The 14,324-nt window shown below is 73.6% G+C and carries 10 protein-coding genes; 6 read left to right on the top strand and 4 right to left on the bottom strand.

The features are described from left to right. The first annotated feature begins 105 nt into the window (after positions 1-105). Positions 106-1,794: a hypothetical protein gene (locus tag BJ981_RS39415; RefSeq protein ID WP_184614800.1), complete on the top strand. Its 1,689-nt coding sequence runs from the start codon at positions 106-108 to the stop codon at positions 1,792-1,794. A 49-nt stretch (positions 1,795-1,843) separates the two neighbouring features. Here BJ981_RS39415 and BJ981_RS38570 read toward each other — a convergent pair whose 3' ends face one another. From BJ981_RS38570 to BJ981_RS26525, 3 genes are read right to left on the bottom strand one after another with little or no spacing between them, the layout of a single operon-like run. After that, on the bottom strand, positions 1,844-3,148 hold the full coding sequence (locus BJ981_RS38570) for a M20/M25/M40 family metallo-hydrolase (RefSeq protein WP_239139784.1): 1,305 nt from the start codon (positions 3,146-3,148) through the stop codon (positions 1,844-1,846). After that, positions 3,145-5,025 (bottom strand): prolyl oligopeptidase family serine peptidase, encoded by a 1,881-nt coding sequence (locus tag BJ981_RS38575; RefSeq protein ID WP_239139785.1) that lies wholly within the window; start codon positions 5,023-5,025, stop codon positions 3,145-3,147. Before BJ981_RS38575 ends, BJ981_RS38570 begins: the two co-directional genes overlap by 4 nt. Then, a complete protein-coding gene (locus BJ981_RS26525; RefSeq protein ID WP_239139786.1) occupies positions 5,022-6,146 on the bottom strand; it encodes a C39 family peptidase in 1,125 nt (374 codons plus the stop codon). The genes BJ981_RS38575 and BJ981_RS26525 overlap by 4 nt, the downstream gene beginning before the upstream one ends. 157 nt (positions 6,147-6,303) lie before the next feature. Here BJ981_RS26525 and merB point away from each other — a divergent pair, with 157 nt between their 5' ends. Beyond that, positions 6,304-7,077: an organomercurial lyase gene (gene merB / locus BJ981_RS26530; RefSeq protein ID WP_184614804.1), complete on the top strand. Its 774-nt coding sequence runs from the start codon at positions 6,304-6,306 to the stop codon at positions 7,075-7,077. A gap of 9 nt (positions 7,078-7,086) precedes the next feature. On the opposite strand, the gene BJ981_RS26535 is transcribed toward merB, so the two are convergent. Beyond that, complete coding sequence (locus BJ981_RS26535) at positions 7,087-8,196, bottom strand: DUF5925 domain-containing protein (protein ID WP_221314772.1); 1,110 nt, start codon at positions 8,194-8,196, stop codon at positions 7,087-7,089. Between the two features lie 237 nt (positions 8,197-8,433). Between BJ981_RS26535 and BJ981_RS26540 the strand changes: the two genes are divergently transcribed. The 4 genes from BJ981_RS26540 to meaB all read left to right on the top strand — a co-directional run bounded on the left by BJ981_RS26540 (position 8,434) and on the right by meaB (position 14,257). Next, positions 8,434-9,219, top strand: a complete 786-nt coding sequence (locus BJ981_RS26540; RefSeq protein WP_221314773.1) for a peptidoglycan recognition protein family protein — start codon at positions 8,434-8,436, stop codon at positions 9,217-9,219. 61 nt (positions 9,220-9,280) lie between these two features. Continuing rightward, positions 9,281-11,095, top strand: coding sequence for a methylmalonyl-CoA mutase family protein (locus tag BJ981_RS26545; protein ID WP_184614807.1), 1,815 nt, complete (start codon positions 9,281-9,283; stop codon positions 11,093-11,095). Beyond that, entirely contained in the window at positions 11,092-13,275 is a 2,184-nt protein-coding gene (gene scpA, locus BJ981_RS26550; RefSeq protein WP_184614809.1) for a methylmalonyl-CoA mutase, read from the top strand. Before BJ981_RS26545 ends, scpA begins: the two co-directional genes overlap by 4 nt. Beyond that, positions 13,262-14,257: a methylmalonyl Co-A mutase-associated GTPase MeaB gene (gene meaB, locus BJ981_RS26555; protein WP_184614811.1), complete on the top strand. Its 996-nt coding sequence runs from the start codon at positions 13,262-13,264 to the stop codon at positions 14,255-14,257. The genes scpA and meaB overlap by 14 nt, the downstream gene beginning before the upstream one ends. The last annotated feature ends 67 nt before the right edge of the window (positions 14,258-14,324 follow it).

Below are 14,324 nucleotides of genomic sequence, written 5' to 3' on the forward strand. Positions count from 1 at the left end.
TGGCATAATCTATACATGACGTGGAGGGCTATGTCAGGCCGGGACAGTCAGGTAATCGTCGGCTGGCCGGAGCGGACATCTTCCTCGCAGAGGCACACCGTCACCGTGACCCTTCCCGCCGGCGTCGAGGACCACGTCGAGGCGGTTCTGGAGGCGTGGACCGGCGAGGGTCTGGAGATCTCCGATCGGCGCTCCCGGATGGTGTTCGTGGCGGGTGCGGGGCCCGACGTGATCGCCTACTACGCCGTCGTCTGCGGCCTGGCGAATCGATGGATCGATGCCCAGGTCAAGGGGGTGGCACTGGACATGCCGCAGATCTGCGAGGAAGGGCGCAGGTTGGGCGACGGAGGCCGGTTGGCGTCTCCGCTGATGTGGGCGCAGGTCGGTGGGGAGGATCCTCGCCACATGCCCCATGTGGCCTTCGAGCCTGGAACACCGCTGAGCCCGGAGGCCGTGTCGATGATCCGCTGGGCCTCCCGGCTACGCATGGTCCCGCCAAGCCGCGTGCAGCCCGCCCTCGAGTGTTTCGCGCTCGTCGCCGGGATCCGGGAGACCAAAGGCCATCACTGGCCCGTTCTCTCGACCGGCCACGAACCGGAACCGAAGAACCAGAACACCTCCAGCCAGGGGATCGATCTGGAGAAACTCTGGCAGCGGATCAGCAGGAAACGGCGGCGCCGGGCGCCAGACGACTACGAAATCGTCCAGGCCGAAACCGAGCGGGAAAACTACCGGAAACTGGCCGACGCGAACGTCACGCCGATCGACTCCGTCCTCCTTCGACTGGGGTGCTCCGCCACCACCGACAGTCCTCCTGTCTGGGACTGTCCCCGGCCGGAGCGGCACAAGGAGAGGAACCCGCGTCCCACCTTGCGGATCCGCGACAACAAGGCCGAGTGCCATGTCTGCGACAAAGAGCCTCTGACCCCGGCCCTGCTCGTCGCGAACACGTTGGAGATCACGCCCGACGAGGCCGCCGCCTTCATCGTCGACCTCAAGTGCAGCACCGGTCGTCCCGCTCGCGGGTACCGTCGCCCCGAACTGGTCGCCCCACCGCCCCCCGGCACCCTCGTCACCGCCCGCGTCATCGAGAGCAAGCCGGACAGGTTCGACTGCGAGATCTACGACGCGGGGGTCGGATACCGGCGAAGAGCGGTCATCTGGCGCCCTGATACCGCCAACCTGCCGGACGGGGTCATCCCGCTACAGCTCCGGCGGGGTGACGTGGTCACCGCACTCACCGCCGAGTTCCATCGGGCCGCTCCCGGCAAGACGGGCTACTGGCAGCTCTCGATCACCGACCCCATGCTGGCCGTCCGGGCGATGGCGTCACAGGTCCCGGAGATCATCGATGGCAGGGTCGTCGTCAAGCAGGTCGCGCGGGTCATGGGAGCCCGCACCAAACTGGTGGTGGCCCCGACCGAGGAGCACATGGATGCGAGGGGCGCGTGCACGAGTGGCGACGGCATCCGCTGCGAGGCCGCGCGGCGACTCATCAACAGGCCCAGGGGCCGCGAACAGCTACATATCATCGTCTACTCCAGTGACCGGGAGAAGTACCTCGTGAACGCCATGCACCCTGCCGTGGCCGTCGAGGTGCTCATCCGAGGTGACAACGCGATCGTCGCCGTGCCGCCGCTGCAGGTGCCGAGCGGCGTCGGGCAGGGGGGCGTCAACGCGGAGCTGGCGGGCAAGCTGACCGGCCTGTACGTCGAAGCGGTCGCCGCGGGTACCGACCTGGAGGCCGCCATGAGCGACCTGCAGGACCGCAGACGTCGCCGCGGGACCACCTGACGGGGTCCGGCCCCGCACCCGGCGGGGCGGAACCGCGGCGGCCGTTCGCTCAGGTCGCGGGCCGGGGCGTGGCCGGGGAGGCGAGCAGGCGGTCCAGGACGCGGACGCCGAACTCCAGGCCCGCGACCGGCACCCGCTCGTCGACGCCGTGGAACATCCCGAAGTAGTCCAGGGACGGGTCCAGCAGCAGCGGCGCGAAGCCGTACCCCCGGATGCCGAGCCTGGCGAAGGACTTGGCGTCGGTGCCCCCGGTCATGACGTACGGCACCGGGCGGCCCGCCGGGTCCTCGGCCAGCAGCGCCGCGCACAGGTCGTCGAACAGGCCCTCGGTCGGGGAGGCCACGCCGTCCTCGAAGCTGACGAACTCCCGGGTGATCTTCGGGCCGAGCAGCCGGTCGAGGGTCTCCAGGAACTCGTCACGGAACCCGGGCAGGAACCGGCCGTCCACGTGCGCCTCGGCCGTGCCGGGGATGACGTTGACCTTGTAGCCGGCGTTCAGCATGGTCGGGTTGGCCGAGTTGCGGATCACGCCTCGGAACAGCGTGCCGGCCTTGCCGAGCCGCTCGGCCTCCTCGTCCAGCCGGTCCAGGTCGATCGTGGTCCCGAGCGCGCGGCCGAGGTCGTCGATGAGCCGCGCCACGGCGGGCGTGAGCCGCACGGGCCAGCGGTGGTCGGCCAGCCGCGCCAGCGCCCGGCACAGCTCGGCGACCGGGTTGTCCACCGGCGGCTTGGAGCCGTGCCCGGCCACCCCGTGCGCGGTGAGCTTCATCCACGCCGTGCCCCGCTCGCCCACCGCCACCGGGTACACCCGGCCCCCGTCCGCGCCCGCCTGGACGCTGAAGCCGCCCGACTCGCTGATCGCCTCGGTGCAGCCCTCGAACAGGTCGCGGTGCCGGGTGACCGCGTACCCGGCGCCGTACTCGCCGGTGGCCTCCTCGTCGGCGAGGAACGCCAGCACGAGGTCGCGCCGCGGACGCCGTCCGGTGCGCGCCCATTCGCGCACCAGCGTCAGCGTCATGGACAGCGTGCCCTTCATGTCCACCGCGCCGCGCCCGTTGACGCACCCGCCCTCGATCTCGCCGGAGAACGGGTGCAGCCGCCACTCCGCGGGGTCGGCGGGCACGACGTCCAGGTGTCCGTGGATCAGCAGCGCCTCCGGGTCGTCCCCGGGGACGCGCGCCACCACGCTGGTGCGGCGGGGCGCCGACTCCAGCACCATGGGTTCGATGCCCGCCTCGGCGAGCAGCCCCGCGACGTACTCGGCCGCCGTGCGCTCGCCCGAGCCGTCCGGCGTGCCGTCGTTGGTCGTGTCGATCCTGAGCAGGTCCGAGCAGATGCCCGCCACCTCTGTCACTTCGGTCCTTTCAGCGTCAACGGCGGCACCTCGGGGGTGGGGAGGCCGAAGATGAGCCCGTAGAAGGCGAGCTCGGCCTCCAGTGCCGCGACGATCGTCTCCTCGCGTCTCCAGCCGTGCTGTTCCCCGGGAAAGGTCAAATAGGCCCACCGGCCGCCGTGCGCGTCCAGGGCCGCGACGAACCGCTCGGCCTGGCCCGGGTCGACGATGGCGTCCTCCAGGCCGTGCAGCAGCAGCGCGGGCCCGGACGCCTGGTGGGCGTGCAGCGTGGGACAGCGGTCCAGGTAGCGCTGCCGGGTCTCGGGCAGCGGGCCGATCAGCCCGTCCAGGTAGCGGGACTCGAAGTCGTGGGTCTCCCGGGCCCACCCCTCGGGGTCGGTGATCGCGTAGTGCGCGACGCAGCCCCGGAAGGCGTCGCTGTGCACGAGCGCGGCGACCGCCGTCCAGCCGCCCGCGCTGCCGCCCCGGATGGCGAGGCGCTCGGGGTCGGCCAGCCCGGCCGCCGCCAGCCCCCGGGCGACGGTCTCGCTGTCGCGCACGTCCACCACGCCCCAGTTGTGCCGCAGCCGCTCCCGGTAGGCCCGGCCGTACCCGGTGGAGCCTCCGTAGTTGACCTCGGCCACGCCGATGCCCCTGCTGGTGAAGTAGGCGATCGACAGGTCGAACACCAGCGGGCTGGACCCGGTCGGCCCGCCGTGCACGAACATCACGTACGGCGACGGCACGCCCTCGCGCGCGCCGCGCGGCGGGTAGACGACGGCGTGCACGCCGTCGAAGACCATGGCCTCGGGCGTGGGCAGCAGCGCCGGGTCGGGCAGCTCCTTGGCGGGCGAGAGCACCTCGTGGGCACCGGTGTCCAGGTCCACCCGGACCACCTCGAACGGCCGGTGCGTCGTCGTGGCCACGCCCACCACGCGCCGCCCGTCCGGCGAGGCCGACAGGGTGGCGGCCCACCAGCTGTACTCGCCGCCGACGTCGGTGAGCGCGCCGGTGGCCGGGTCGAGCACGCTCAGCCGCTTGACGCCCGCCGTGCCGTGGACGGCGGCGATCCTGTCGCCGGCCAGCGCGAACCAGCGCGAGCCGAGCTTCCAGGCGGCGTCGCCGAACTCCTCCGGGATCGGCGTCAGGTTCTCGGCCGGGCCGCCGTCCACGGGCACCAGATGGATGTTCCACCACCCCGTGGCGTCGGTGACGGCGTACAGCGCGCCGTCGTCGCGCCACTCGGCCTGCGCCACGGACTCCTCCGGGCCGCCGGCCACCACCCGGTACGGGCCGGCGGTGCCGTCCTCGCGCAGCGGCGCCACGCACAGCTCGGTGCCGTCCCACGGCATGTTGGGGTGGTCCCAGCCGATCCAGGCGACCTGCCGTCCGTCGGGGGAGACGCGGGGGTTCATCAGGAAGTGCTGGGCCGTGGCCACCACGCGCGGCTCGCCGCCGGTCAGCGGCACCGCGACCAGGTCGCGCCGGACGCCGGTCTCGCGCACGCACCACACCTCGTCGCCGTGCAGGATCAGGTCGGCGTACCGGGACGGGCCTGGCGGGCTGATCGGCTGGGGCTGGGTGCCGGGGTCGAGCCGGTCGAGGTGGTAGAGCCGCTGGTCCGCCCAGTTGGTGAACACCAGCCCGCCGTCCGGCAGCGCGCGCCAGGAGCGGCCGCCGTACTCGATGACCCGGTTGCGCGCGTTCCAGCCCGGCGGCAGGACGTCGTGCACCTCGCCGTCGGGGGTGCGCCGCACCACGCAGCGCCTGCCGCCCTCGGCGGGGCGCGGCTCGTCCCACCAGACCTCCTCGCCGCCGGGCGCGGGCACGATGTCGGCCCAGACGGGGCGGTCGCCCACGCGGGCGACGTCGGCGGCAGTGACAGCGGACTCGATCACCAGTTGCCCTCTGCGGTCGGGACGGGAAGCGGGACGTCGCGCGGGTGGATGACATGGACGATTCCCCCGCTGCCGGTCGTGCGTAACCACACGTTCTCGAATGCGGCCCGGGGATAGATTCTCTTGACCGTGCCGTCGGTGGGCGCCGCCGGATCGTTGGCGATCACGTCGCCGTCCGGGGTGAACCCGGTGACCACCATCAGGTGGCCGCCGGTGGAGTACCCCGAGCCGGGCAGCTCGCGCTCCCGGAACGACTGCGAGGTGATCACCGGGATGCCGGCGCGGACGAAGCGTTCCAGCTCGGCCAGCGAGCGCAGCCGGGTCACGAAGCCGTCCATGCCGTACCGCCCGGCGTAGGCGACGGCGAACGGCCAGTTGCCCGTGCCCTGGTAGCTGTGGTCGTACATGTCGCGGGCCGCGTGGTCCACGGCCGGGCACGGGTCGGCCGGGTCGACGAAGGACAGCTCGGCCGGGCCGGGGCCCGCGCCCCAGTACTGCAGCACCATGGTCACCGAGGCGGGGCTGCACCAGGAGTCGCCGCCGCCTCCCCACTGCGGGTGGTGGCCGGAGTGGACGCGCTGCGAGCGGGCCGGCACGTCCAGCGCCACGCCGCGCGCCTCGCCCGGCGGACTCACGGCCCCGCCGCCGCGCGCGGGCGGCGCCGAGGCCATCACGCAGGCCGCCCGCACCTCGGCCCCCGCGCCGTGCAGGGTGAGCCGCAGCCGGTAGGCCACGACGGGACGGGCGGCCACGAAGGTGTCCACGGCGACGTCGCCGTCCTGGTCGCCCTGGCCGGGCAGCGAGGAGCGGTGGATGTCCTCCTCGCCCTCGGCCCAGCGGCCCATGTCGTACCACTTGGTCAGCGCGCCGGTCACCGTGCGGGCCCGCAGCTCCACCCGCAGCCACGACCCCTTGGGCGCCGAGGCCGTCCAGGACGGCACCAGCTCGGCCGCGGGGAAGCCGATCTCGCGTTCCTCGGAGGTCCACCGCGTGTAGGGCCAGGTCGTGGCCTCGCCGCCGAACGGGTCCAGGTACCCGGCCACGCCGCTCTCCGCGGGGACCACGGAGGTCCATCGGTGGAGGACGACACGGCTGGGACCGGCGGGCGACGGGGTGACCACCTTGCCGATTGTGGTTCGGGGGTCGCCGGGGCGCATCGGATGGTTTACGTATCGATGATCCACGCGCCCGCGTCCCCTCCCCGCCGTCCCCGCCCCATGGGGGGACACGCCGGAGCATATGGCATCGACGCAGGTCAGGGTGGGTATCGTCAGACTCATGCACGATCTGGCAGACGTGCGGGTCTTCGTCTACCGGTCCTTCGCCGAACGGGGCGGCCCGCCGGTCATCGAAGAGGTCGCCGCCGAGTTCGGCATCGGCGCGGACGAGGCACTCCAGGCGCTGCGCGCCCTGCACGACGCCCACCTCCTCGTGCTCGACGCCGACCGCCGGCGGATCGTCATGGCCCACCCCTGGTCGGCGGTGCCGCTCGGCTTCGTCGTCGCGGGGGAGCGGATGAAGTGGTGGGGCGGCTGCGCCTGGGACTCCTTCGCGATCCCCGCCCTGGCCGGCGAGCCGTGCCTGGTCGCCACCCACTGCCCCGGCTGCGGCAGGGCTCTGGCGCTGGACGTCTGCCCCGACGAGCCGCCCACCGCGGACATGGTGGCCCACTTCCTGGTGCCGATCCCGCGCATGTGGGACGACGTGATGTTCGCCTGCGGGCACCAGTCGCTGTTCTGCGCCGAGGAGCACGTCGGCCGGTGGCTGCGTGAGACGCGCAACCCCCGGGGCGTGCTGCTGGACCTGCGCACTCTCTGGCTGCTGGCGACGCGCTGGTACGCGGGCCGCCTCACCCGCGACTACCGCAGGCGCACCCCGGACGAGGCGCGGGCCCTGTTCCAGGAGCTCGGCCTGTCCGGGCCGTTCTGGGGCGACGACACCCCGCGCGAGCGGCCCGCCGCCGGGACGGGCGGGCTGCCGCGCACCGAGCCCGCCCTGCTGGTCAGGTGCGGGCCCGCGGCCTCTCCGGCCGGCCGCCGGCCGGAGAGGTAGCCGCGGGTCTCAGAGGTAGAGCCCCGTCGTCTCGGGCGGCGCGGGCGGCACGGCGGGCGTCCGCCCCGAGCGCAGGGCGAACAGCTCCGCCAGCGACGCCCCTGCCGCGCCGATCCCCTCGGAGGTGCCGAGCCACGCCGTCGCCTCGTCGTGGGACAGGCGGCCCGCCTCGATCTGGGCCAGGCAGCGCCCCGGGCGCACGACCGCCGGGTGCAGCCGGGACAGTTCCTCGTTGGTGGTCACCGCGACCAGCACGTCCCTGCCCTGGCCGAGCAGCCCGTCGGTCAGGTTGAGCAGCCGCGACAGGCCCTGGCCCGTGGCCTCCTTGGCCTCGGCGCGGATCAGCTCGTCGCAGTCCTCCAGCACCAGCAGGCGCCAGCGGTGCCCGTCGTCGTCGGAGTCGTACCCGACGGCGACCTCCATCAGGTAGCCGGGGTCGGCGAACAGGCGCTCGGGGTCGAGCACGCAGTCCACCTGGCACCAGTCCGCCCACTCGCGTGCCACGGCGCGCATCGCGGTGGTCTTGCCGGTGCCCGGGGGTCCGTGCAGGAGCAGCAGCCGCCCGTCCACGGCCGCGGGCGTCACCCGCATGACGTTCTCCAGGGCGCCGCGCGCGGCCTTGGAGTAGTTGTCCCGGATCGCCGGCCACAGCGGCGCGCTGATCGGCCGCTCGGTGCGCCGCGGCCCGCGGGCCCCGGTCCACCAGAAGCCCATGTCGACGTGGCCCTGGTCGTGCGGCGGCGGCTCGACCGCGTCCTTGGTGCACTCCTCCAGCACCGAGCGGGCGAGCTCGTCGCTGACGGCGGTCACGGTGACCACGGCGGCGCGGTTGCTGAACCTGACGACCCGCAGCGTCCAGCCCTCCCCGCACGCCAGGCGCGAGTCGCGGCCGTCCTGCTCGCGCGCGGCGCGGGTCAGGCGGGCGCGGGCGGGCATCAGCGCGGCGTCGGGCCGTACCCGTTCCAGGCTGGCGGTGCGCGCGTAGGGCTGGTTCCCGTTGGCGAACGGGGACAGCGCGAGCGCGTCGATGACATCGATCGGCGAGTCGCCGTCGTCGAGCCATACCCGCATGGGCAGGGCCTCCGCGGCGGGGAAACGGACCTCCTCCACAATGGACATATATTCATGATTCATGCTGATTGCGGGGGAAGTCCAAACATTTTCTCTCAAAGCTGCGAAAGTTGGTGGCATCGCGAAAGCGACATCCGCCGAACTTCGCATGTGGGCATCAGCATGTGGATAGGGTGGGTGAGATGCGGATTCCGCTCGCCACGGGCTCGGAGGCGCCGGGGGTTTGAGCCGGGGGGGTGAGGACAGGGGTCCGCCGTAGTCAGCAAAGCGCCAGTCCCCCTGGAGATGTCCGTGGCCATCGACATCGTGTCGCGCAAAGACTGGGGAGCCCGTGCCCCACGAGGCTCCTATTCCTCGCTGTCCCGCAACAAAGGCGTCAAGGTGCACTACACCGGCGGCCGGGTCGAGCCGTCGATCGTCGACGACCACGCCCGCTGCGTCGCCATGGTGAAATCCATCCAGAACTTCCACATGGACGGCAACGGCTGGATCGACATCGGCTACAGCATGGTCGCCTGCCCGCACCGCAAGGTCTTCGTCGGACGCGGCCCCGGGCACGTCTGCGCCGCCAACGGCGCGGGCCTCAACACCAACCACTACGCCGTCCTGGCCCTGGTCGGGAACTCCGGCCTCGTCCAGCCCAACGACGACATGCTGCTCGGCGTCCTCGACGCCATCGACTACCTCCGCGAGCACGGCGGCGCCGGGACCGAGGTCAAGGGTCACCGCGACGGCTACTCCACCGACTGCCCCGGCGACGTGCTGTACGCCTGGGTGAAGAAGGGGGCCCCGCGCCCCGGCGGCGGCGAGACGCCCCCGGACAACGGCCCGAAGGAGCACCCGAAGTTCCCCGGCCGGCTGCTGAAGTACCCGCCGATCACCCGCGGCGAGGACGTCCGCACCTGGCAGGCCCAGATGAAGAAGCGCGGCGCGGCCGTCGACGTGGACGGCGCCTACGGTCCCGCCTCCCGCGAGATCTGCCTCGACTTCCAGCGCGAGCAGGGCCTCGACGCCGACGGAGTCGTCGGGAAGCTCACCTGGGACGCCGCCTGGGAGGCCCCGGTCTCCTGAGCCGCGCCCCGCGGGGGTCCCGGCGTCCCGTCCGGTGAGCACACCGCTTACCATCCGGGACATGAGGGTGCAGCCTGAGCAGTTCGACCCGGCCGCCGGGTTCCCGCCCGCCTCGCGGGACGACTGGGCCCGGCTCGCCCTGGGCGTGCTGCGCCGCTCGGGGGCCGAGCCCGGCTCCCCGGAGGAGGCCCTGGCCTCGTTGTCCTTCACGACCTACGACGACGTGACCGTCGCGCCCCTGTACGACGCCGCCGACCTGCCCGCCGGCTCGGGGGTGCCGGGCTTCGCGCCCTACGTCAGAGGCGCCCGGGCGGTGGGCGGCGCGTGGGACGTCCGCCAGCGCCACGCCCACCCCGACCCGGACCTGACGCGCGAGGCCGTGCTCGCCGACCTGGAGAACGGCGTCACCTCGCTGTGGCTGGTCCTCGGCGAGGGCGGCCTGGACCTCGCGCACCTGCCCCGGGCCCTGGGGGGCGTCCACCTCGACCTCGCCCCCGTCGTGCTGGACGCCGGAGCGGGCACGGCCGCCGCCGCGGACGCCTACCTGCGGCTGGCCGCCGGGCGCGGCGTCGCCCCCGCGGGCGGCAACCTCGGCGCCGACCCGCTCGGGCTTCGGGCGCGCACCGGCGCCCCGGTCTCCCTCGACCTGGCGGGGCTCGCCCGCCGCGCCGCCGAGTTCCCCGGGCTGCGTGCCGTCACCGTGGACGCCACCCCCTACCACGACGCGGGCGGCTCCGACGCCGAGGAGCTCGGCTGCTCGATCGCCACCGGCGTCGCCTACCTGCGCGCGCTCACCGACGCGGGCCTCACCGTCGAGCAGGCCCTCGCGCAGATCGAGTTCCGCTACGCCGCCACGGCCGACCAGTTCCTCACGATCGCCAAGTTCCGCGCGGCCCGCATGCTGTGGGCGCGCGTCGCCGAGGCGTGCGGGGCGCCCGGCCACGGCGGGCAGGTCCAGCACGCGGTGACCTCCTCGGCCATGATGACCGCACGCGACCCGTGGGTGAACATGCTGCGCACCACCTTGGCCTGCTTCGGCGCGGGCGCGGGCGGCGCGCGGGCCGTCACCGTCCAGCCCTTCGACGCCCGCCTCGGCCTGCCCGACGCCTTCGCCCGGCGGATCGCCCGCAACACCCACGCCCTGCTGGTCGAGGAGGCCGGCGTCGCCCACGTCGCCGACCCGGCCGGCGGCTCCTGGTACGTCGAGCGGCTCACCGCAGACCTGGCCGCCGCGGCCTGGGACTGGTTGCAGGACATCGAGCGCGCCGGGGGAGCCGGGGCGGCGCTGGAGCGGCTGATCCCCGAGCGGCTGGCCGCCACCTGGGCGCGCAGGTCCCGCGACATCGCCCGCAGGACCTTCCCCGTCACCGGCGTCAGCGAGTTCCCGAACCTCGGCGAGAAGCGCCCGGCCAGGCCCGCGGCGCCCGAGCCCGCGGCGGGCGGCCTGCCCCGGGTCCGCTACGCCGGGGCGTTCGAGGACCTGCGCGACCGCGCCGACCGCGCCGAGCCCCGGCCGCGGGTCTTCCTGGCCACGATCGGCCCGGTGGCCGCCCACACCGCGCGGGCGTCCTTCGCCGCCAACCTCTTCGAGGCCGGCGGCCTGGCCACGGTCGCCGGCGGGCCGCGGACCGACCCGGCCGAGATCGCCGAGGAGTTCCGCCGCAGCGGCGCCGCCGTCGCGTGCCTGTGCTCCAGCGACCGCCTGTACGCCGAGCACGCCGCCCCGGTGGCCGCCGCGCTGCGCCGGGCGGGCGCCACGCGCGTCTGGCTGGCGGGCAAGGGCGATCACGAGGGCGTGGACGCGGTGCTGCACGCCGGGTGCGACGCGCTGGACGTGCTGCACGCCACCTTCGACGACCTGGGAGTGGCCCCATGATCCCCGACTTCACCAAGGTCGCGCTGACCGGCGGGGGACCGGCCCCGGCGGGCGCGGACGCCTGGGCGTCCGCCGTCCAGGAGCAGACCGGCAAGAGCCCCGCCGACCTGGTCTGGGACACCCCCGAGGGCATCGCCGTCAAGCCCCTCTACACCGCCGACGACCTGGACGGGCTGGGCTTCCTGTCCACCTACCCCGGCGCGCCGCCCTTCCTGCGCGGCCCCTACCCGACGATGTACGTCACCCAGCCGTGGACGATCCGCCAGTACGCGGGGTTCTCCACGGCGGAGGAGTCCAACGCCTTCTACCGGCGCAATCTGGCGGCCGGGCAGAAGGGGCTGTCGGTGGCGTTCGACCTGGCCACGCACCGCGGTTACGACTCCGACCACCCGCGGGTGGCGGGCGATGTGGGCATGGCGGGGGTGGCGATCGACTCGATCTACGACATGCGGCGGTTGTTCGACGGCATCCCGCTGGGTGAGATGTCGGTGTCGATGACCATGAACGGGGCCGTGCTGCCGATCCTGGCGCTGTACATCGTGGCGGCCGAGGAGCAGGGGGTGGCGCCGGAGGAGCTGACCGGGACCATCCAGAACGACATCCTCAAGGAGTTCATGGTCCGCAACACCTACATCTACCCGCCCGGCCCCTCGATGCGGATCATCTCCGACATCTTCGCCTACACCTCGCGGCGGATGCCGAAGTTCAACTCGATCTCCATCTCGGGCTACCACCTGCAGGAGGCCGGGGCCACCTGTGACCTGGAGCTGGCCTACACCCTGGCGGACGGCCTGGAGTACCTGCGGGCCGGGGTGGCGGCCGGGCTGGACGTGGACGCCTTCGCGCCGCGGCTGTCGTTCTTCTGGTGCGTCGGGATGAACTTCTTCATGGAGGTCGCCAAGCTGCGCGCCGCCCGCCTGCTGTGGGCGGGCCTCGTCAAGGGCTTCGGCGCCGAGAACCCCAAGTCGCTGTCGCTGCGCACCCACTGCCAGACCTCCGGCTGGTCCCTGACCGCGCAGGACGTGTTCAACAACGTGGTGCGCACCTGCGTCGAGGCGATGGCCGCCACCCAGGGGCACACCCAGTCGCTGCACACCAACGCCCTGGACGAGGCGCTCGCCCTGCCCACCGACTTCTCCGCCCGCATCGCCCGCAACACCCAGCTGTTGTTGCAGCAGGAGTCCGGCACCACCCGCGTCATCGACCCCTGGGGCGGCAGCGCCTACGTCGAACGGCTGACCTACGAGCTGGCCCGCCGCGCCCACGGCCACATCCAGGAGGTCGAGGCGGCGGGCGGCATGGCCAAGGCCATCGACGCGGGCCTGCCCAAGCTGCGCATCGAGGAGGCCGCCGCGCGCACCCAGGCGCGCATCGACTCCGGCAGGCAGCCGGTGATCGGCGTCAACAAGTACCGCGCCGGCTCCGACGAGGACATCGAGGTGCTCAAGGTCGACAACTCGGCCGTGCGCGCCCGGCAGCTCGCCAAGCTGCGCCGCCTGCGCGAGGAACGGGACGAGCGGGCGTGCCGGGAGGCGCTGGAGGCCCTCACCCGGGGCGCCGCCGGGGACGCCAACCTGCTGGCCCTGGCCGTGGAGGCCGCCCGCGCCAAGGCCACCGTCGGCGAGATCTCCGAGGCCCTGGAGAAGGTCTTCGGACGGCACGCCGGGCAGGTCCGTACGATCAGCGGGGTGTACCGCGAGGAGGCCGGCGACGCCGCCGGAGTCGAGAAGGTCAGGGCCGCCTGCGCGGCGTTCGCCAGGGACGAGGGACGCCGCCCGCGCATCCTGGTCGCCAAGGTCGGCCAGGACGGGCACGACCGGGGGCAGAAGGTGATCGCCACCGCCTTCGCCGACCTCGGCTTCGACGTGGACGTGGGCCCGCTGTTCCAGACCCCCGCCGAGGTCGCCCGCCAGGCCGTCGAGGCCGACGCCCACATCGTCGGCGTCTCCTCGCTGGCCGCCGGGCACCTGACGCTGGTGCCCGCGCTCCGCGACGAGCTGGCCGCGCTGGGCCGCGACGACATCATGATCGTCGTGGGCGGGGTGATCCCGCCGGGCGACTTCGCCGCGCTGCGCGAGGCCGGCGCCGCCGCCATCTTCCCGCCCGGCACCGTCATCGCCGACGCCGCGCTGGACCTCCTGCGCGACCTGTCCACCCGGCTGGGCCATGCCGGCGCTTGAGTCCTACGTCCAGGGGGTGCGCGAGGGGTCCGTCGGCTGGATCGCGCGGGCGATCACCCTGGTCGAGTCCACCCGCGCCGACCACCGGGCCCTCGCCCAGCGGCTCCTGGTCGAGCTGACCCCCCTGTCCGGCAAGGCCCGCAGGATCGGGATCACCGGCGTGCCCGGCGTGGGCAAGTCGACGTTCATCGACGCCCTCGGCGTCCACCTCACCGGGCAGGGCCTGCGCGTCGCGGTCCTGGCCGTGGACCCGTCCTCGACGCGGACCGGCGGCAGCATCCTCGGCGACAAGACCCGCATGGCCCGCCTGGCCGCCGACCCGGACGCGTTCATCCGCCCCTCGCCGACCTCCGGCACGCTCGGCGGCGTCACCAAGGCCACGCGCGAGGCCATGGTCGTGGTCGAGGCGGCCGGCTTCGACGTCGTCCTGGTCGAGACCGTCGGGGTCGGGCAGTCCGAGACCGCCGTCGCCGACATGGTGGACACCTTCCTGCTGCTCACCCTCGCCCGCACCGGCGACCAGCTCCAGGGCATCAAGAAGGGCGTGCTGGAGCTGGCCGACGTCATCGCGGTCAACAAGGCCGACGGCCCGCACGAGATGGACGCGCGCAAGGCCGCCAGGGAACTGGCCGGCGCGTTGCGGCTGCTGCGCGCCGGGGGCGGCGGCTGGGACATCCCCGTGCTCACCTGCAGCGGGATGGAGGGCGCCGGGCTGCCCGAGCTGTGGGACACGATCGTGCGCCACCAGGACCGGCTGGAGGCGTCCGGCGCCCTGGCCGACAAGCGCCGCCGCCAGCAGGTCGGCTGGACCTGGACGCTGGTCCGCGAACGCCTCCTCGCCCGGCTCCTGGACCACCCGAAGGTCGCCGCGCTCGGGGCGGAGGTCGAGCGCGAGGTCCTGGAGGGCACGCTGACCCCGTCCCTGGCCGCCGACCGCCTGCTCGCCGCCTTCGGCCTCGACCCCGAGCCGCCCGCCTCCTAGAGGGCGACGCGGTCCCATCGGGCCCGGTCCTATCGGTACAGAAGCGTACGGGCCGTCCGGCGGCGCG

Source organism: Sphaerisporangium krabiense, assembly GCF_014200435.1.
In the GTDB taxonomy this organism is placed as follows: Bacteria; Actinomycetota; Actinomycetes; order Streptosporangiales; family Streptosporangiaceae; genus Sphaerisporangium; species Sphaerisporangium krabiense.

What these genes read in the sequence shown, in the direction of transcription:
- merB (WP_184614804.1), top strand. Translation starts at nt 6,304, where the DNA reads ATGCACGATCTGGCAGACGTGCGGGTCTTCGTCTACCGGTCCTTCGCC.
- BJ981_RS26535 (WP_221314772.1), bottom strand. Translation starts at nt 8,196, where the DNA reads ATGTCCATTGTGGAGGAGGTCCGTTTCCCCGCCGCGGAGGCCCTGCCC.
- BJ981_RS26540 (WP_221314773.1), top strand. Translation starts at nt 8,434, where the DNA reads ATGTCCGTGGCCATCGACATCGTGTCGCGCAAAGACTGGGGAGCCCGT.
- BJ981_RS26545 (WP_184614807.1), top strand. Translation starts at nt 9,281, where the DNA reads ATGAGGGTGCAGCCTGAGCAGTTCGACCCGGCCGCCGGGTTCCCGCCC.
- scpA (WP_184614809.1), top strand. Translation starts at nt 11,092, where the DNA reads ATGATCCCCGACTTCACCAAGGTCGCGCTGACCGGCGGGGGACCGGCC.
- meaB (WP_184614811.1), top strand. Translation starts at nt 13,262, where the DNA reads ATGCCGGCGCTTGAGTCCTACGTCCAGGGGGTGCGCGAGGGGTCCGTC.